This is a genomic window from Qipengyuania thermophila (assembly GCF_004153605.1).
GTDB classification, from domain to species: Bacteria; Pseudomonadota; Alphaproteobacteria; order Sphingomonadales; family Sphingomonadaceae; genus Qipengyuania_B; species Qipengyuania_B thermophila.
Genome location: NZ_SDSI01000004.1, coordinates 1 through 19,027, shown reverse-complemented (window position 1 = coordinate 19,027; position 19,027 = coordinate 1). Strand labels below are relative to the sequence as shown.

Genomic DNA, 19,027 nt, shown 5'->3' with positions numbered 1-19,027 from the left:
CCAGAGCGCGCAGGAGTTCGCGGAGTTTTCTTGCTGCCTTGCAGCGTGCATAACTTCTCAGGATGACGCAATCAGCGCTACCGGCCGCATTTCTTCCAACATCCCTGATCGACGGGGTCGAGGCAGCAGCTTGCAATGCACTCGGGATTAAGCGCCTGCGTCATCGATCGGCTCTGCAATCGCTCAGGCTCGACCCCGGCGTCGACCTGGCCGAGCTGGTGCATCGGATCGTTTCATCGAATTGGAGCACCGGTCGCGCTGCCAGTAATAAGAACCGCTCGGGGCAAAATTGGCGATGGGCCCTCCAGCCGCAGATAGGCGAACGAAACCGCAGCCCGGAAGTGGTCCTTGAGCGAGCAATCGCTGGAGCGTGCGTGCGGGGCGGACGGATTGACTGGGCCAACCAGATTCCTGTCGCCTCCGGCCTGATCTCCGGGGCGGCGGACGGAAGACGCGCCCTTGATCTGGCGTACCGGAGCGGTGAGCGCCGCTTCCAGCTTATTGAACTCAAGATCGCAAGCGATACCCCGCTCTACGCGGCGGTGGAACTGTTGGGCTATGCCAGCGCGTGGCTGCTGGCGCGCGCAGACCCGCCGGCGCGTTCGTCCGTACTGCTCGAGGCCAAACATGTTGATTTTCGAGTCCTGGCGCCCGCGCCATACTACGCCCCCTTCGATCTCCTGCCGTTGGAGGCCTCGCTGAACGACGGTGTGTGCTCGCTGGGGGAGCGATGCGGTGTCAGCTTGTCCTTCGGTTTTGACGTGCTCCCGCCTCAACTTTCCCGTCCGCCCTTGCCGGATGACCCGACGCTCCTGGAGCTGCTCTCGCAACGGCGGCCGCTGCATGACGGAAACCGGCATGGATGATCTTTTCCTGCCCGGAGTGCCTCGACAGCACGTTCTCGATCGGCTCGCAGCGGCCGGAGGCAACGAAGTTGCTTCCGGCAAACTCGCTCACCAAGAAAGCTCGGCTGCACTGGCGGTCAACGCGTTCGGCTGGTTCATTGAACGGCCCTCGCGGTGTCCGTTGTTGCCGGGGGCAGCCCACGCCGGTCCCGCCGAGTCCGTCGAGGTGGAATACTGTGCCCGCTTTCCCTGGTCCGCCGGACGCCACCCGTGGCTCGACGCGGTCATTCTCACTTCGACCCACCTGATAGGGATAGAATCAAAACGCTTCGAACCCTTCCGCGACAAAAAGCAGGTCTCGCTGTCGGCCGCCTACGACAGGCCGGTTTGGGGTGATCACATGCGGGGTTACGGCATCGTTCGGGACAAATTGCGGTCCGGCGAACTAAGCTTTCGGCACCTCGACGCCGCGCAGCTCATCAAACATGCATACGGCCTCGTGACCGACGCCGACCGTGTAAAAAAGCGGCCACTGCTGTTTTACCTGTTCGCCGAGCCCACCGAGCGTTCTGGCCATGCGATCGCGGCCGAGGATCGCGCTCGCCATCGCAAAGAGATCGAGGCGTTAGCCTCCGCTGTGGATGGCGATGAGGTCGAGTTCCGCAGCGCGAGCTACCGCGAGTGGCTCGCTAACTGGCCCGCATCGGGAGATGCCCGGCACCATGCCGATGCACTCCTGGAGCGCTTCAATCCCTGACGGAGGGCGTGAGCACCACGCGCTGGCCGCCAGTGAACGAAGGTCCGGATCACAGCCCGACAAACCAGCCAAGGAGAGGAGAGAGAGCTCTGCCCTGAGCGAGCCATTTGGCCGTCGATGGTCGACGTGCCCGGCTCGCAGTCAGGAGACGACCGATGATCAAGACGATCCCGCTGAACAAGCTCGTTCAGTCGCCCCGCAATGTCCGGCGCCACAGCGATGCTGTCGCAGACGCCGAACTCAAAGCCAGCATCGCCGCGCGCGGCCTTCTGCAGAATCTCATCGTGCGGCCAGCCGCCAAGGGCAAGTTCGAGGTCGAGGCCGGCGAACGCCGCCGCCGCGCGATGCTCGAGCTTGTCGCGGACAAGACGCTCCCGCGCGACCATGCCGTCACCTGCCTGGTGATCGAGGATGCCGACGAGGTGGCCGTCGAGACCAGCCTCGCCGAAAACTTCCACCGTCTTGCCATGAACCCGGCCGACGAGGCACAGGCCTTTGCCTCGCTCGTCGAAGGCGGCGCGTCCAGCGAGGACGTGGCGCGGCGCTTCGGCCTCACCGTCCGCTTCGTCGAAGGCCGGCTGCGCCTCGCCCGGCTCGCGCCGATCGTCTTCGAGGCCCTCGCCTCCGGCGAGATCACGCTTGATATGGCGAAGGCCTTCGGCGCGACTTCGGACCAGGAGATCCAGGCGCGCGTGTTCGAGCAGGTCACCTCGGCCTATTACGCTCCCAGCCCAGACAGCATCCGGCGCATGGTGCTGTCGGGCACGGTCCGGGGCAGCGATCCGCGCGCCCGGCTCGTCGGACGCGACGCCTATCTGGCCTCTGGCGGCCGCATCGAGCGCGAGCTGTTCGATGACGACGACAGCGAATCCTGGGTGGACGTGGCCCTGCTCGAGAGCCTGGCCCAGGCGCGCATGGAAGAGCACGCCAGCGCGGTCGCCGCCGAGCAGGGGCTTGCCTGGGTCAAGCCGACCCTCGACACCTACGCCACCCACGACCTTGTCGGCGGACTCGTGCGGCTCCCCGCAGAGCCTGCGCCGCTGACCGAGGCGGAAATCGCCCGGCTCGACGAGCTCGACGCCTCCTACGACGAGCACGCCGCGGTCCTCGAAGACGAGGAGAGCGCCGAGGAGGTCGTGGCGGCTGCCGAAGCGGCGATCGAGGCGATCGAGCGCGAGTGCCAGGACATCCGCAATCGGCCGCCCGTGCTCGCGCCGGAACTCAAGGCGGAGGCGGGAATGATCCTGACGCTTTCGCGCGACGGCACCCCGGTTCTCCAGCCGGTGTTCTACGGCGAGCACAAGGACGAAGCAGAAGCGGGGGACGACGAGATCGAAGTCGTCGCCGGGGATGGCAGCGAAGGCCGACGCCGGTCGGCCCTGTCGAAGCGGCTCGTCGACGAGCTCGCGATGCAGCGCCGCGACGTGCTTGCGCTCCATGTGGCTTCCGACCCCGGCCTTGCACTCGACTTCCTGGTGTTCACGCTCGCCGATGCCGACACGCACGACTGGCGTTCGCGGTCGGCAACGACGCTGCGGGGCAGCGCGCCGGCCGGTCCGATCGTCGGGTTCGAGGCCAAGGATGCACCCGCGACCGCCGCGCTTGCCGAGCTCCGGACCGGACTCGACGAGAGCTGGCGCTCCGGCGAGGACGCCGCGGCACGCTTCGACGCGTTCCGGCTGCTGTCGGAGGAAGACCGGGGCGCGTGGCTCGGCTTCGTCATCGCGCGCACGCTCGAGGCGAGCCTCAATATGGCCGGGGAACGGCGGATTGCCTTCCAGGACCATCTCGGCTCCCTGATCGGGATCGACACTGCCCAGTGGTGGCGGCCCACCGCCGCCAATTACTTCGACCGGGTGTCGAAACAGGTGATCCTCGACGCGCTGGCCGATGTCGGCGGGGCCGAGCTCTCCGCGCGCTTCGCCTCGGTCAAGAAGGCCGATCTCGCGGCGAGCGCCGAGCGCGTCTTTGCGGGGACCTACATCACCGAGGCGGAGGTGCGCGAGCGTGCGCTTGCCTGGGTGCCGGAGGTCATGCGCTTCCCGTCTTCTTCCTCTGGCGAGCCCGAGGCAGAGTCGCCACTCGCCGACGATGACTCGGGAGCCAGCGACGCCAACCAGACCCCGCACGAGCTGGCTGCCTGACCTCCTCCTGACAGGCAGTCCACTCGCTCCGGCGAAGCGGTCCCCTGCGCCCCCCGCAGGGGGCCGCTTCTTGCTTGGGCCGAGAGAAGAGGAGGCGCGGGGGTCAGCGGCGCCGGCGGCGAACGCGCCGGCCGGCCGGATCAGGAGACCCATCATGGCCTTTCGCAAGTCCCAGTCTGGCGGGCAGTCCCCCGCCGCCCGCATCACCCAGGAGATCATTGCCCGGCTCGAGGCTGGCACCCGGCCCTGGATCAAGCCCTGGCGCGGGCTGCCGGTCTCGCGTCCGCTGCGCGCCTGCGGCACGCCTTATCGCGGCATGAACGTGTTCTGGCTGTGGATGGTCGCCGACATGTGCGGCTACGCCTCGCCCTTCTGGATGACCTTCAACCAAGCGAACAAGCTCGGCGGCCAGGTCCGCAAGGGCGAGAAATCCACCATCGCCATCTTCTACAAGAGCTACGTCCGGGAGGTTGAATCCGCTGAATCCGGCGAACCGGGGGTGGAGACACGGCGCCTCCTCAAGGCTTATCCGGTCTTCAACGCCGATCAGGTCGACGGCCTGCCCGCTCGCTTTCATCCGGCCGCGGCTATCGAAATCGTCGAGCCGGAAGGGCGCAAGCGCGAACTCGACGCCTTCTTCGCACGCATACCGGCGGCACTCCGGCACCAGGGAGACGGGGCCTACTACGAGCCCGTCGCGGATCGCATCACGATGCCGCCGCCGCACCTCTTTTCCGGTTTCGACCACTATTACGCGACGCTCGCCCATGAGCTCTCGCACTGGACGGGTCATTCGAGCCGCCTCGGGCGGGACCTCAGGAACCGCTTCGGCTCGGCCGCCTATGCGGCCGAAGAGCTCGTCGCGGAGCTATCGAGCGCCATGCTCGGGGCGGAACTCGGTCTTCCCGTGGCCCATCTCGACAGCCACGCAAGCTACATCGACCACTGGCTGAAGCTGCTCAGGGACGACGACCGTGCGGTCCTGACCGCCGCGGCCCGGGCCGAGGAAGCGTCGAGCCTTCTCCTGAAGCTCGGCGGCCGTGAGACCGCCGTGGCCGAAGAGCCCGGCGACGACGCGCTGGCCGCCTGAGGGAGGACGCCATGAGCCGATCGGTAAGTTATCCCAGCGGCGCCATTGTCGCCTTCACCGTCCTTGAGGTCGAGCGCGACGAGGATTGGGAGTTCGAATACAAATGGCTGCGCGATGACCTCATGGAGCGCGCGGCGGCCGCCTTCCCCTCGCTCCTGCAGCACGACGGCTGGCGGGGCCGCGAGGATCGGATCCTGCTGCGCAACGCCTATGCCGACTTCGGCGTCTCGATCTACGGCGGCCTCGTCGCGGTGTGGATCGCCGAGCGCGACGACGGCGCCTATTGGGATGCCGACTGCAGGACTGCCCGGTCGCCGCGAGCACAACGCTGGCTCCGCCAGATCGCCAGCCGCTTCGACCACCTGTTCGGCGACTACGACTGCCTCGGACGCATGTCCAACGGTGAAGCCGTCTATCGCAAGCGTGCCTGACCCCGGGGCGGGAAAAGCGACGCCCCTGCCCCTTTCCGTCACGGCGCCTGCTTCCTCCGGTCGTGGCACGCGCCACGCGAGAGAGGCCCTGGGCCAGCCGGCCGGGTCCGCAACCCGGCCTCGCCAGGCCCGTGTTGGCCCGGTCCCTGCGGGCCCGGGCCCGCCCGCGCCAGCCTGACGATGCGGGTTTCCCCTCCGGGTGCGGAGCCCGGCCTTGAAGCTGGCCCTGACGGGCTCTCGCTGCCGCGGCCATGACGGCCTTCCCTGGCAGCGCCAACAGTCAGGAGGACAAGATGCACAGCTCATTCGCAGACCAGCTCGCCGGGCTCGACCTTTCCGGCTTTTCGATCGGTCCCGCGCCGGTCTCTTCCGACGATTTTCCGCTTCGCGAAGCGGTCGTGCAGACGCTCGAAGCAGTCTGGTCCGATCTCTTTGCCATGATCTCGGGAACCGCGCTCGAGGCCGACGCCGAGGATCTCGGCTGGGCCTTCGTCAACATCTTTCACCGGTCCGCGACCCGCAAGTCGACGGCGCTCGACCGCGCCACCGACGAGGTCCGGGCGCTCATCGCCACCGCCGACGGTTCCGAAGTCCAGACGCACGAACTCGAGACCCAGGTCGAGCGGGCGCAATGCGCCGAGGCGGCGATGCTGGCGCTCGAGGAAATGCGCGAGGTCGCCGCGGCGCTCTACCTCAATGAGTTCGGCTCTTCGTGGAAGCCCGTTTCGAGCTCGCGCTTCAATCACAGCGCGATGCTGACCTCCGCCCTGGTCGAGGGACGCGACTTCCTGCGCGCCCGCGCCGAAGCCAAGCGGCGCGCTGCAATGCCGGAAGGGACGCCGGTGATCTTTGCCGGCGGGCGTACCCGCCATGCGACGGAAGCGGACGCGCTCGCGTTCGCCAACAACGTCTGGGCCACGCTGGACAAGGTTCGCGACCGTGTGCCCGACATGGTCCTGATCCACGGCGGCGACAGCAAGGGCGTTGACCGGCTCGCTTCGTCCTGGGCCGAGCGGCGGCAGGTGCCGCAGGTGACGTTCTCGCTCGACATGCGGCTCGGCGCGCGCGCCGGCTTCAAGCGCAACGAGCGCATGCTCTCGCTCGATCCGCGATACGTGGTCGCGTTTCCCGGCAACGGCGTCCTCGAGCGGCTGGTCATCGAAGCCAAGGCCCGGCGGATCACCGTCGTCGATCGGCGGGGCCCGCTCGGGACATGCCCGCGCAGCACGGCGGTCGCCGCCGAGTAAGGCGCGCGCGCCTTCGCGCCAGCGCCAACTCGGCGCTGGCGCAGCTGCACCAGAGGGGAGGCATCGGCTGCCTATGCGGGCTGGGCAGCGGACGTCCAGCCGGCAGTACAGGAGAACTTCCCATGAAAGATTTCCAAGCCGCGATCGCCGAGTTCGCGGTTCGCCAGGCCGAGCGTGACGCCCGGGCGCAGAGCGAGATCCAGCATCTCAAGGCCGTCGTCATCCCCCCGTTGCGGACGGCGGGAATCGCCCGCGTCGAAGTCCGCTTCGACGGGTATGGCGACAGCGGCGCTGTCGAGGAATGCGCCTGCTACGATCCCGCCAACGCTTCGGTTGCTTGTCCCGACGCTGCTGTGGAACCGTTCCGTCCGGAGGCCTCGGAGGATAACGCGGAAGCCGAGGCGCAATCGCTGACGGCGGCGCTTGAATCGCTCGGCTATCTCGCGCTCGAACGCCACCATCCCGGTTGGGAGCTCAACGATGGCGCGTACGGCCAACTCGTCATCGATGTGGCTGAGGCGAGCTTCACGCTCGATTGCAGCCTGCGCTTCACCGCCACCGACGATCACTCGACAGAGCTTTAGGAGAAGGGAGATGGCGCATTGCTATTACCACGCGCTTTCCTCGGTGCGGAAATGGGGCGGCAACGTGGAGGATTATCTCCCGCTGCACCAATGGTTCGACCAGTCGAAAGCGATCCTCGCCGACCCCAGGCACCGCGCGCTGCGGCACCATGCCGAGGGGATATTCATGTTCGAAACGCTGTTCGGAGCGACCATCGTCAACGCCGACGGTCGGTCGGTCCCGGTGCGCCTTGTCGGCGAGCAGCACGTGCGTGAGGACCTGGGATCGATCCCCTCGTTCGCGGACTGGGCGCGCCTCATCACTCCCCAGGCCTGGATGCTTCGCGGGCATCGTCTCGACGAGCCCGTCGAGCTGTCAGGCGATCGTGCGGCTCGCGGTGACGTCGTCCCATCCAGCGGCCCTTCTTCCGTGGGCGGCCGGTCTCGCATCGCGATTTGAAGCTGCTCCGCGGCGGTTGCAGATATGGGCGAACGGGTGTCGGCCGGTCGAAACGGAACGGGCATGGCGGTCCTGTCGAAGGCATCCGCGACCAACCCGGCTCTCAAGCAAACCTGTCCCTGAAGCAGCCCCGTCGAGGCGCGCAACCCGGATCCGGTCCGGCCGTGTTGCCGGGCATGCGCCCGGCTGCCCGCACCACCCGAACCGTCTCCAGGTTCCCCTTCGGTGCGCTTCGCCGTGGGCCGCTTCTGCTCGGGTTTGCAGCCGGGATGGACCCGGATTGCTCGATCAGGAGAAGACCCATGACCAACCTCGTTATCCTCGTCGGCCGCATCGCCCGCGATCCCGAAACCCGCACCACCAACGGCGGAACCAGCATCACCTCGATCTCGGTGGTGACCGACCGTCCGGCCAGGAAGGACGGCAAGACCTACAAGGACGAGAACGGCTACACCGCCAAGGAGAGCGAGTTCCATCGCGTCACCTGCTTCAACGGGCTCGGCCAGAACGTCGCCAAGTATTGCACCAAGGGCCAGCTGGTGACCGTTGAGGGTCGGATTCACTACACCTCGTGGGACGACAAGGACGGGGTCAAGCGCTACGGCTGCGAGATCATCGCCGACAAGGTGGACTTCCTCTCCAAGGGCCGTTCGAGCGCCAACGAGGGCGCGCCCGACATCGACGAGGACTGATTGTCCCGATCCCGCGACAAGGCCCCGGTGGCACAGGCCATCGGGGCCTTTTCTTTCGCCTGACTGCACGGCGGTGCGGGGCATCGAACCCACGCACCGCCGCGTCTGCCCATCAGGTGGGAGCGATGCGCTTCAGCGTCTCGTCGATCCCGAGCGCCATCGATGCGCGGACGAGCTGGCGCAGCTGCGCCGGCTCGATCGTCTCCGCGCCGCATTCGACGAGCAGCTTGCCGAGTTCGGCGGCAGCTTCCTCGCGGAGCCGGGCTTCACGGGTATCGAGCTCTTCGCGCTGTTCGCGCAGCTTCTTGAGCGCATCCCGAGCGCTCGGTTTGGACCTGGCCATGTGTCGTACCTTTCGCTGGCCGTTGGTCCCCTCCAGAACCGATTCTGCCATTGTCGCGGCGTGTAGGAAAACGGTTTGTGAGGCGGGCGAATGCACACCCGCAACCGTGGGGAGAGGTCTCTCTCGCAGAGTTTTCAAGTGTGATGCGGGCTTGGGGGCCGCGTCAAGGACGACGGGGCCCCACCATTTTTGCCGGGGCGAGCCCCGACAAAAATCGTTTCCCCCATCGCCGCTTCGCGGCCGCGTGTTCCTCGCGGTCCCTGACCCGGCCCGTCACCCACATCGCGAATCTCCTGATGCGACGCATCGAACATCAGGAGGACAGTCATGTACGCTTCATCGAACATTGCCCGTGCCGGATACCAGGCCGATCAGGTAGCCTTCGTTGCTGCCCTTGACCGGGCCCATGCCAGGTCCTTTCACAGCTACTTCACCCAGTATGTCCTGACCGACGACGAGACCGGCTACATAGCGGTCGACGAGGGCGACTATGGCGCGCTGCCCAAGACGATGCTGGACCGGGTCGTCGACACCGTGCCGACCAAACTGACCGACGAATTCTGATGCCGCTTTCGAGAGGAGGAAGTCCGTCCAGGGCTTCCTCCTTCCTTTTTGCTCGGCTCCCTTTGCACTACGCCATAAAGGCACTCAGGGGGCTCTCTTGGTGTCCTTCGAAGCATCTTCCGGGGCATCGATCCGCTCGAGGCGCTCGGGCATATCGAGCAGCCTGAGCGCCGCCGCCGAGATCGCCTCCGCCTGGGTCGGAAAGGCCTCGGCCGAGCTGATCGCAACGCCGTCCGGATAGGTGACGGTCGCCTGGTAGCCGTTTCCCTTCGGCGTCGCGCTCAAGGTTACGCTGGCCATCCCGCACTCCTTTGCCGGGGGTTTCCTGCGCGCGATCTTACCTGCTGGACTGCACTATTCCCACAGCGCTCGCCTCCTCAAGGGGCAGCGGTTTGCCCGCTCGCGCGCCTCTGGTAAGCGGGAGCAAGTCCGCCCGGTCCGCTTCAGGCCAACACACTGGTTCCAGCCTGCTAAGTTGGGGACAGGGGGGCACACCGTACGCAGTAAGACTGCCATGGTATGGGAAAAAATGCTGTAAAATCAGTGCGTGAGATGCTGGAAGTGCTCGGCAGCAGGCATGCTGTTGAAGGCCATCCGGTCCCCGCAAATGACGGGAATTCCGCGACTTTTGAGGGCAGTTTTGCTAGTGACGATTGCCATATGGTCCCCAGGCGGCGAAAGCCCGGGCGCCGGGCACTGCTCGATGGCAATTTCGCGCGGCGCAAGCTGCCGCTTCGCGAGACCGAATACTGCATCTGGGATACCGAGCTTGCCGGGTTCGGCCTGCGTGTCAGGCCAAGCGGCAACTACTTCTGGTTTGTCCGCGTACGACATCGGGGCAAGCATCGCCGGATTTCGCTTGGCCGAACCGATGAGCTCGACGCTGCCGTAGCAAGGGCACAAGCGCGGCGCATTCTTGCCGAGGTGGCGCTGGACGGTCTGCCCAAGCGTGCCGTGGTCAAAGCCACGCCAACGCTTTCCGATTTCGTCGAAACCTATTGGGACGACCTGTCGCGGGTCTGGAAGCCTTCGACGATCAAGCGCAACCGGAATGCGTGGCGGCTTTCCATCGAGCCGGAATTTGGCGCGATGCGGGTGGCGGACATCATGCCCGCCGACATCCACCGCTGGCGTGACGGTTGCTCCGGGGCAGGCGAAACGAGCTTCAACCGCGCCGTGCCGGTTCTCGCCTCCCTCATGAAATACGCCGAGGCGCTGCGGATGCGGCGCAAGGGATCAAATCCTTGCCGAGGAATGCCGCGCTTCAAGCGCCCGAAGATGGAGCGATACCTTACGCCCGCCGAGTATCGCCGCCTGGGCGCGGCCTTGCGCGAGGCTGAGGCTGAGCATCCCATACCGGTTGCGATGGTTCGGCTGCTGATGTTCACCGGCGCGCGGTTGGGCGAGATCAGGTTTCTTCGATGGGGAATGGTGAAACCGCCCCGGCTCGTGGTGCCCGACAGCAAGACCGGACCAAAAGTCATTTGGCTCAACTCACAGGCGCTGGAGGTACTGGCAGGATTTGAGCGCCGTGAAGACGACGCGCTGGTGTTAGTCAACTCAAGGGGCAAGCACCCGGTCAACATCGAGCCGTGGTGGTATAGTCTGCGCCGACGCTGCGCGATGCCCGATTTGCGCGTCCACGATCTGCGGCACAGCTTCGCTTCGACCGCGATCATGGACAATGTGCCGCTGGCCACCATCGGCAAGCTGCTTGGCCACGTCTTGCCGGAAACAACAGCGAAGTACGCGCATCTGTCCGATGACGTGATCGGCGATGCCGCCGAACGCATTTCCGGCTCGCTGGCACAGGCGATCGGACTGCGGCCATGACCGCTGCCAGCCTCAAGCGCATTGTCGAAGAGGCGCTGGCCGAGGTTGGCGCATCGGTAAACTTCAGGCTCGTTCCCAAGGGCAAGGCACGGACGACGACCTGGCTCGGGATCGAGCACGGCTTCGGCATCCGTCACTATCCCAGCGGACGGAACGTCTACATCGTCCAGACCCGGATGGGCGGCAGGCTGCGCACCGTGACTATCGGCCCGGCTTCGGTCCTCACGCGCCATCAGGCGCAAATGGTCGCGCGCCGCGTTATTGCCTACGCGCAGGTCGGACGCGATCCGGCCACGGATCGCAAACGCATTCGATCCGCGCCGAGGTTTGACGATTTTCTTGACGAATACTGGACCCGCTGGTCGCCACGCTGGAAAGCCTCAACGCTCGATTCACACACGCGCTACCGGCGGCTCTACCTCGACGACGCTTTCAAGGGCGTCTTCATCGACGAGGTCAACGAAGAACATGTGACCAAGTGGTTTGCCGAGCTTAACAACCGCACCGGTCCGGGTGCTGCCAATCGGACCCTCGAAATCCTCAAGCACATGCTCAACAAGGCTGAGGCGTGGGGATATCGATTGGAGAATACCAACCCGTGCCGGTCGATCCGACCGAACCGCAAACGCCAGTGCGAGCGGTTTTTGACGGTTGAAGAGCTGGGGCGCGTCGGCATCGAGCTTGCGAAGCTACGGGAGAGCGACGATCTGACCGCCCGCTGTGAAGGCGCGGCAATCACCTTGCTGCTGCTGACCGGCTGTCGCCGGGGCGAAATACTCAATTTGCACTGGGGCGATGTGAAAGGAAATCGGCTGAACCTTCGCGATAGCAAGACTGGCCCGCGCACCGTCTGGCTCGGCTCCGCCGCGCGCGAGGTGATCGCCGACATTCCGCGCCACAAAAAACTGCCTTGGCTGTTCTGGAACTACCGCTACCGGCGGCAAATGCGCGATGTGGCCTGGGCTTGGAAAGGCATCCGCGAACGCGCAGGTCTCGGCCATGTCCGCATCCATGACCTGCGACACACCTTCGCCAGTCACGCCGCCATGAACAAGGAAACGTTGCCCATGATCGGGAGGCTGCTCGGTCATGCGAACCATCAATCCACGGCTCGTTACGCTCACCTGGATGATGACCATCTGCTAGACGCGGCCCAGCAGATTGGCGATGCCGTCGATAGGCTGTTGCAAGGACAATAGGCGAAGCCAGTTTGATGGACTGAAACAGTAGGCTATTGTGAGTTGCGAACCTAAACGGTCGGGAGAAAATGATTGCGCGCATATGTTGCCCGACCAGCATTGGTTCTCTGTTTGTTTTTGCTGGCCTCCTGCCAATATCTTGGCGCTTCATTTCCTAAGGTCGATCGCGATAAGCTGGAGATCAGCTTACAGCGAACTGCATGTTTCGGGTCATGTCCGGATTACAAAGTTACGATCGCAGGGAATGGTCGCGTGGTCTTTGAGACCACACCGTACTTGAACCGTGATGATGTCGCGAATGTGCATCGCGCCTTCTCGACAGAGACTGGAGTTCGAGTTCCTGGCACTCACCATACGACGGTAGAGCCGCAGGTGATCGACCAACTCTTGGCGCAATTCGAGCAAGCGAGATTCTTCTCCCTTCGCGATGAGTATCGGGCGGAGGTTACCGACAATCCGACGTATGTGGTGACCATTGATACGGGCAATGGGCGGAAAACCGTCGTCGATTATGTCGGCAAGGAAGCGGGGATGCCCGAGTCATTGACGGCGATCCAAAATGCAATTGATGCGGCGGCAGGAACTGATCGCTGGATCAAGGGCACACCACAGGTCATCCCGTTGCTCCAAAAAGAGGGCGCTGACTTCGCTAGCGTTCTGGGGCTCGAACTTATGGACGCCGCCGCGGAGCGTGACGACGTGGTGACTATGCAGCGCTTGAAGGATTTGGGTGCTCCCGTTTTTCTGGCGGAAGGACCTAGCCCATTGAGGACAGCGATCTACGAAGGACATAACGACTCGATTAGATGGCTTATTGCCAACGGAGGGATAGCAGACGAAGCGCAATGGAAGAGCGCGATGCTGCAGGCTGTCGATTCTGACAATCACGCAGCGTTTGGAGCATTGCATCAATCGCCACGATCACGTCAGATTGACGGAGCTTTTGCAACAAAGCTTCTATCGAGCGCGGCTTCAAACGCGGACCCTCAAATCGTTGGCGAAATGCTTCGCTTGGGTGCAAACCCCAACGGAGATGAGAATAGTCGCTTTCCAACCGACCCACCGCTTTTCGAAGCGGCCAACGGATTGATGAGCAACGATGACAATCATCCTGCCGCTGATCGTAGGGCAGTTGTCCGGCAACTCCTAGCTGCCGGAGCTAGCATCGAGCATTGCCAGAACGGCTACTGCGATAGCGTCTTGTGGCAAGTAAGTGATGTCGGAGTAGCGAGAATGCTACTGGACGCTGGGGCGGATCCGAACTTCAAAGACAATGAGGGAGAGCATCTTCTCTTCAACATTTCGGATGAAGACGTTGCCCTTCTCCTAATTTCTCGCGGGGCAGACCTGAAGGCCATCAGGCCTGCAGATGGGAAAACCCTGAGAGGATGGAGCGAGTACCAGAAATGGCCGAGAGTTCTCGAAATGCTTGATCGGGCTGGGCTATAGTTCAATCGTCCGGGGAATGCTTAGTGAATTTAAAGATCCGAGTTATCGTTTTGCTTGTAGCGTCGCTTGGTGCGGCCGCCGCGCCAGTATCTGCCGGCGATTTGGCTGGTCCTGGCCGCTTTTGTGGTTACTCGCCGATCATAGACCTACTCGAAGGTGAAAAGGTGACCACCTTACAAGGCGGTATTCACGGCGGCAGCTTCCGCTGGGACGGAGCTTTCGGATCGCTTGAGGTAAATGGAATCGGCTGGGCTAGCCGTCCGAAAGGTCGGATCGTCTCCGAGCAAACTGATGTTCGGCCAGCCCGTTTCGCCCAGCGACGAACGGATGGCCGCTATCAGATAGCCATCTGGAACGGGCGGCATGGAGCCGCCTATTTCACTTCTCCTAATCGTTTCACCCGGCAGCAGATCGAAGCAATTGAGCGGGTGCGCCTGTTCGAGGAAGGCGAGACGCCAGAGGGCTGCAATTTGCGCACGGTGTTCTCGTGGGAATGACTTGCTTCCGGTCGTATATCGAAATCACCCACCGCTGAGACACTCACCTTTTAAGTGTTACGTTGTTGCCTTCTTCGGCGCGAGCAACAACGTCTCCGGCCCGATTTCATCTTTCGAAAGCTGCGTGTGATCTGACAACACGTCCCTAAATGACTGCCACGCTTCTGTCGGCCCAAGGCGTGCGCCTTGTGCCGCAAACGCCCCAATGCTCCGCGATGCAACGATCCTGATCAGGTCGCCGAACGTCTCGACCTCATCGGGCAATTGGATTGGTGCACGCCGATAAAGCCCGATTCCGAGAGCGGCGGATGGAAGAGCAACCCACCACGGCATACCGATGGCGAAGAGTCCGAGTGGCAGCGCCAGAACAAGCAGCAGTGCCAGGCATCCCCAAAAGGTGATGTATTGCGGTGGAGGACGCAGTCCGCATTCGGTTTCGATGATTTGGTGCAGTTTCCGGACAGGCACAGCGCTCAGCGCTGAGATCGATGTTTGCGGCTTCAGGGCGATTGCGGAGTGCGGCTGCAAAGCCCGCCGTAGCTGATAGAAGCACATCGCGGTCGCGCATGACTGCCCGCTAGGCGTTTCCGGGAGGCGGGCTTCGATGAGTTCGAAGAGCTGCCCCACCGTTGAACATCGCTCGATCTCGTCGTCCGCCAAACGGACGCCAAAGGCTTCCTCGACGTCTTCGATAAGATCGACGTCGTCGAGATCACCAGCAAGACCGAGCGATGAAGTCATTGGCTGTCCATCGAGCTCATTCCCCGAACAAGACGCTGAAGAACGCCTGATTACGCTTCTTGGCGTTGGCAATCAGCGTGTCATAGCCCATCGCCTGAATGAAAATCTGTTCGTTATCGCGATATCGAACGTAGATGCTCGGATTCCAGTCATTCTTGAAGTCGTGCAGCGAGAGCACCTTGGCAAGCGAAGGCTTTATGTCCGCAATAATATAGCCAAACCGGCGCACCACGCCGGAAAAAGCAAAGTGAGTGCCATCGGTTCGTGCTATGCCGCCCGCGGCAGTCGCATCGTCCAAGGTTTTGAGCACCTGCATAACCGGGTCATGCTTGATGTCGCCAAATCGGTAGTCGTCGCGGCTAGGCTTCTTGAACTCCACGATCGTAATGGTTGTGCCGTCATTATCGCCAAGCACGAGGCTTTCGTCGAAAAAGGCCAGGTCCGGGATCTTGTCTCCCTTCTTCCTGCCTTTCCCATGCATCGCGCGATCGCTCGATATATAGGGCAGGAAGGCGAGAGCATCGTCGATCAGCCAGAGGTTGTGCTCGAAATAGTCACTCTCGACGTTGTCGGAGAACCGCCTGAAGACGAGATCGTGGATGGTATCTTCGGGGGCGTGTGTGCCCGAAGCACCGTACTTTCTCGCCGCCTCGATGAGCTCAATCACCTTCTTTCGATGGACAACATATTCGGCCAAGGCCTCCTTGTTGTTCTCATCGATCTTATCGACGATCTCCTTGATCCTCGACATATAATCTTCGGGATTGTTCGCCGCAATTGTGATCGCCTTGGTCAGATCGCGCGATGCCCGATACCGCTCGATGGCCAGATTGGAAACGAAGTCCTGAGCCTTCCAATTGTTCGGTTTTCCGGCAACGTATTCCGAGATTGAACGCCCCTTCAGCCCGATCCTCAAAATCGGGTTTTCTTGAAGGGCGGCCTGCAATTCCTTTGACTGGGCCTTTTTGATTTTAATTATCTGCTCGTTCTCGGTCGACTGAATGACCGATCCAACCTGCCCAACGATCTCTTCAATTGTCGCAGGCGAGATGTTTATGCCAGTCCGCGCATCGTTGAGGCGGGTTTCGAAGGCTGCCGAACGAACCACGGCGATCACGATATAGGCTTGGTTATTCTCGTCGGAAAAAGCCGACTGGCCAAGCAAGTTGGTCAAGTCTCTCGGGTGACCAACGATCCGATCGCCGGCCGCGAAAAGGAGGCAGTGATTTTTGAACGAGCGCGTGCGAGGAACCTTTGTCAGCGAATACTCTATCGCCTCGGTCTTCCCGTCGATGACACAGTCGAAAGTTCCAGATTCCGACTGAACGAAAACATCTTTGAAATGGCTGGTGATGCTCTCCGGTTCACCGCCGTCGAAGCGCAGCGTGATCTCGGGAAGCCACTTGTAGAGGAAATGTGGGAGGAAGTGGCTACCGATATGATCGGCAATATCGTTGCGATCGAGAGCGGCTACGAGCTCCGACCATTCCGGCAGTGGTTCGTCGTAATCGACACGCAAGCCCAAGTGCTTGAAATCAGGCTCCCCATCATGGAAGATGAGCTCGTTTTCCCGCTTGATGTCAAAACGGAAGGTGCGTTTTGCCGCCTTTGGGAAAGAGTCATATCGGCTCGAATAGAGAACCCTGTTGAAGACCTTAAACGCGATAAAGCGGCCAAAACCACGTCCCTTCTGTTTGAGCTTATGACCGGAAAACGGTGTCTTGAACCACGTGTAGTTTTCGTCATCGAGCCCAACGCCATTGTCCGTGACCGAGATCAAGATCCGCTTTGGGTCGTTGATGTTCTCAATGGAAATCTCGACCTTCCCATCATCCCGAGCGGTATCTGGGAATCGTGCCTCGATCCCATGCATGGCGTTTGACACTGCCTCCAAGGTTGGCAGCAGAAAGCCATGGAGGTCTTTGCTCACATGTGTGCGCTCGAGAACCGCCACCATGTCTGGCTTGACCAGCGTGTCAGTCTCGGTCGCCATATCTAGAATCGTTCCCCCCGTAGTTTGCGTGCCAGTTTGGCGCTCGAGGTCCGCAGGCGCAAGCTATGCCACTGCATTCCGCAGTAAGCGCACACCAATCACAGCCTCGGATCGACCGGTTCGCTCTCCATCGCCAGCACTCCGAATACGCATTGGTGCACGCGTGTGAGCGGAGCGTGGTCGACGAAACGTTTCAGCGCCTCGATCCCCAACGCGAATTCGCGCAATGCCATTGACCGCTTCTGGCCAAGTCCTCGTTTTTTCAGCCGCTCGATGTTGCCTGGTCGGTCGTAGTGCGGGCCATAGATGATCCGCAGATATTCGCGCCCTCGACACTTGATGGCAGGTTGCAGAAGACCGCGCCGACCGCGAGCGATGAAATCAAGCGGCTTGACCACCATGCCTTCGCCACCCTTGGCAGTCATGGCTTCCCACCAGTCGATTGCCTCTTTGACCTGAACAGGATCGTCCAGATCGAGAGCTCTATATTCGGTCGCAAGCAGCAGGTTTGTATCAGCCGCACACAGCCTGTGAGCCATTCCCATGTGCCACAGATGATCTTTGTCGGAATGTACCTGACCCTCAGATGCCAAAAGATGAAACGGTGCGATCTTCAGGTCTGCGATGCCCTCGAACGGGTGGACATACCGATTGTATGCTTCGCGATAGCTCGCCGCGTCTTCGACGCGCTGGGACACTCGCGCGCCCAAGTCTTTGACATCCACACCACGTGCGATGGCAGCCTGCAAAGCGGCATCGAGAGCAGACAAACCAGAGTTGGCGGCTGCGCCAACTGAAGCGTATTGGCCGCGCACAAGCGCACCGGCCTTCATGCTCCAAGGCATGATTTCACAGTCCCACAGGACCCAATCGGTATCGAGTTCAGTCCACAGGCCCGAACTCTCCATCGCCTGGTCCACCCGGTGCAGAACCGACGCCTCCAATTCGGCATCGTTGAAAAAGCGCCGACCGGTTCGGGTCACGATGGTCCCTCGCGAACCATCGTGAACGCCAAAACGCTTGGCTGCGCTTTCCTGGGTCTTCGACAGCACAAAGAGCGCGCGAGAGCCCATGTGCTTTTCTTCAAGCACAAGGTTTCGCGCACCCTTCGACCCGTAATAGGCGAAGGCCTCTTCCGGCCGCTCTAGCCACCCTTCCTGTGCGCTCGTTTCCGCTGGCGACATGGTCGGCGGCAGATGGATCAGCCAGTGAGGATCGACTGCGTGCCGCGTCATTACCTCCAGAGCGGCAGCCGCGTTGTCTTCACGCACCGTCACATGACCATAAAGGCCAGTCTCGATGACTTGCTTTCCAAGCACGTCGGCAATGTTGACCTGATGCGCAGGCGTGCTCCCGGTATCGGCCGCGGGACCATCAAGTGGCCTGATCGGCTCGTAGTAGGTCTGCTCGGCGTCGACCGATACCAGCTCAAGTTCGGGGTAGCGAAGAGCGGTCAATTTGCCGCCGAACACGCAGCCGGTGTCGATACAAATCGTGCCGTTGACCCAGTTCGCTTCGAGCACAGGTGTGTGACCGTAAACGACCTTGGCGCGACCCTTGTATTCGGATGCCCAGTCCCACCTGACGGGAAGGCCAAACTCGTCGACCTCGCCAGTCGTTTCGCCGTACATGCAGAAGCTGCGGATCGCGCCAGAGGCGCGGCCCTGCATTTCTTCCTTTAGACCGGCATGGGCGACGACGAGCTTCCCATCGTCCAGCAGGTAGTGGCTCAAAAGACCGTCGAGCCACTCGCGCATCTCAGCCAAAAACTCCGGCGGCTCGCTACCAAGCTGCTCAATGGTCTCGGCTAGCCCGTGCGTCGGCTTGACGTTGCGGCCAGACAGATGGCGCTTCAGCTTGTCATCGTGGTTTCCGACCACGGCCAAGGCAGTGCCGGAGTCCACCATGTGCTTCGCGATACGCAGGACGTCAGGTGAACGCGGTCCACGATCAACGAGGTCACCAACGAAAATCGCCCTGCGACCTTCAGGTGGCGTCACATGGACGTCCTTGCCATCCCACGAAACTTGATAGCCAAGCTCGTCCAAGATGGTTTCGAGTTCATCGGCACAACCGTGCACGTCACCGATAATGTCGAACGGTCCTGAGTCTTCACGACGGTCAGTCCAAAGGCGCGTCCGCGTTATCTCGACTGAACCGCCCCGGGATTGCCGGAGGC

General features: G+C 62.4%; 19 protein-coding genes. 14 read left to right on the top strand and 5 right to left on the bottom strand.

The features are described 5' to 3' along the window. The first annotated feature begins 62 nt into the window (after positions 1-62). From ETO60_RS09030 to ETO60_RS08990, 9 genes are all read left to right on the top strand, one after another. Positions 63-866 carry a hypothetical protein gene (locus tag ETO60_RS09030; RefSeq protein WP_130004934.1) on the top strand — a complete coding sequence of 268 codons (804 nt, stop codon included), beginning with the start codon at positions 63-65 and terminating at the stop codon, positions 864-866. Then, the gene (locus tag ETO60_RS09025) at positions 859-1,602 is read left to right on the top strand and encodes a PGN_0703 family putative restriction endonuclease (protein ID WP_130004932.1); all 744 of its coding nucleotides are present in this window, start codon (positions 859-861) and stop codon (positions 1,600-1,602) included. Before ETO60_RS09030 ends, ETO60_RS09025 begins: the two co-directional genes overlap by 8 nt. Before the next feature lie 155 nt (positions 1,603-1,757). After that, positions 1,758-3,746, top strand: coding sequence for a ParB/RepB/Spo0J family partition protein (locus tag ETO60_RS09020; RefSeq protein ID WP_130004930.1), 1,989 nt, complete (start codon positions 1,758-1,760; stop codon positions 3,744-3,746). A gap of 154 nt (positions 3,747-3,900) precedes the next feature. Continuing rightward, the gene (locus ETO60_RS09015) at positions 3,901-4,836 is read left to right on the top strand and encodes an ArdC family protein (RefSeq protein ID WP_130004928.1); all 936 of its coding nucleotides are present in this window, start codon (positions 3,901-3,903) and stop codon (positions 4,834-4,836) included. 11 nt (positions 4,837-4,847) lie between these two features. Beyond that, a complete protein-coding gene (locus ETO60_RS09010) occupies positions 4,848-5,267 on the top strand; it encodes a hypothetical protein (protein WP_130004926.1) in 420 nt (139 codons plus the stop codon). A gap of 293 nt (positions 5,268-5,560) precedes the next feature. Next, positions 5,561-6,514 carry a DUF2493 domain-containing protein gene (locus ETO60_RS09005; RefSeq protein ID WP_130005067.1) on the top strand — a complete coding sequence of 318 codons (954 nt, stop codon included), beginning with the start codon at positions 5,561-5,563 and terminating at the stop codon, positions 6,512-6,514. Between the two features lie 122 nt (positions 6,515-6,636). After that, positions 6,637-7,098 carry a DUF6878 family protein gene (locus ETO60_RS09000; protein ID WP_130004924.1) on the top strand — a complete coding sequence of 154 codons (462 nt, stop codon included), beginning with the start codon at positions 6,637-6,639 and terminating at the stop codon, positions 7,096-7,098. Between the two features lie 10 nt (positions 7,099-7,108). After that, positions 7,109-7,537 (top strand): DUF6915 family protein, encoded by a 429-nt coding sequence (locus ETO60_RS08995; protein ID WP_234026417.1) that lies wholly within the window; start codon positions 7,109-7,111, stop codon positions 7,535-7,537. Between the two features lie 302 nt (positions 7,538-7,839). Beyond that, on the top strand, positions 7,840-8,229 hold the full coding sequence (locus ETO60_RS08990) for a single-stranded DNA-binding protein (RefSeq protein WP_130004922.1): 390 nt from the start codon (positions 7,840-7,842) through the stop codon (positions 8,227-8,229). Between the two features lie 112 nt (positions 8,230-8,341). Here the strand turns inward: ETO60_RS08990 and ETO60_RS11305 are convergent, their stop codons facing one another. Beyond that, positions 8,342-8,572: a DUF6437 family protein gene (locus ETO60_RS11305; protein ID WP_199798867.1), complete on the bottom strand. Its 231-nt coding sequence runs from the start codon at positions 8,570-8,572 to the stop codon at positions 8,342-8,344. 327 nt (positions 8,573-8,899) lie between these two features. Here ETO60_RS11305 and ETO60_RS08980 point away from each other — a divergent pair, with 327 nt between their 5' ends. Next, positions 8,900-9,136: a hypothetical protein gene (locus tag ETO60_RS08980; protein ID WP_130004918.1), complete on the top strand. Its 237-nt coding sequence runs from the start codon at positions 8,900-8,902 to the stop codon at positions 9,134-9,136. An 84-nt stretch (positions 9,137-9,220) separates the two neighbouring features. Here ETO60_RS08980 and ETO60_RS08975 read toward each other — a convergent pair whose 3' ends face one another. Next, positions 9,221-9,436, bottom strand: a complete 216-nt coding sequence (locus ETO60_RS08975) for a hypothetical protein (protein ID WP_130004916.1) — start codon at positions 9,434-9,436, stop codon at positions 9,221-9,223. Positions 9,437-9,688: 252 nt separating this feature from the next. On the opposite strand from ETO60_RS08975, the gene ETO60_RS08970 reads away from it, so the two are divergent. The 4 genes from ETO60_RS08970 to ETO60_RS08955 all read left to right on the top strand — a co-directional run bounded on the left by ETO60_RS08970 (position 9,689) and on the right by ETO60_RS08955 (position 14,114). Further along, positions 9,689-10,969, top strand: coding sequence for a site-specific integrase (locus ETO60_RS08970; RefSeq protein ID WP_234026416.1), 1,281 nt, complete (start codon positions 9,689-9,691; stop codon positions 10,967-10,969). Continuing rightward, positions 10,966-12,168, top strand: a complete 1,203-nt coding sequence (locus ETO60_RS08965; protein WP_130004914.1) for a tyrosine-type recombinase/integrase — start codon at positions 10,966-10,968, stop codon at positions 12,166-12,168. Before ETO60_RS08970 ends, ETO60_RS08965 begins: the two co-directional genes overlap by 4 nt. Before the next feature lie 72 nt (positions 12,169-12,240). Next, complete coding sequence (locus tag ETO60_RS08960; RefSeq protein ID WP_130004912.1) at positions 12,241-13,617, top strand: DUF6438 domain-containing protein; 1,377 nt, start codon at positions 12,241-12,243, stop codon at positions 13,615-13,617. Positions 13,618-13,640: 23 nt separating this feature from the next. Next, a complete protein-coding gene (locus ETO60_RS08955; RefSeq protein WP_234026415.1) occupies positions 13,641-14,114 on the top strand; it encodes a hypothetical protein in 474 nt (157 codons plus the stop codon). A 57-nt stretch (positions 14,115-14,171) separates the two neighbouring features. Here the strand turns inward: ETO60_RS08955 and ETO60_RS08950 are convergent, their stop codons facing one another. The 3 genes from ETO60_RS08950 to ETO60_RS08940 form a co-directional block, all read right to left on the bottom strand. Next, a complete protein-coding gene (locus tag ETO60_RS08950; RefSeq protein WP_130004910.1) occupies positions 14,172-14,855 on the bottom strand; it encodes an acyl carrier protein in 684 nt (227 codons plus the stop codon). Between the two features lie 16 nt (positions 14,856-14,871). Next, complete coding sequence (locus ETO60_RS08945; RefSeq protein WP_130004908.1) at positions 14,872-16,848, bottom strand: ATP-binding protein; 1,977 nt, start codon at positions 16,846-16,848, stop codon at positions 14,872-14,874. 98 nt (positions 16,849-16,946) lie between these two features. Beyond that, the coding region (locus ETO60_RS08940; protein ID WP_130004906.1) for a polynucleotide kinase-phosphatase at positions 16,947-19,027 on the bottom strand (2,081 nt) is incomplete at its 5' end.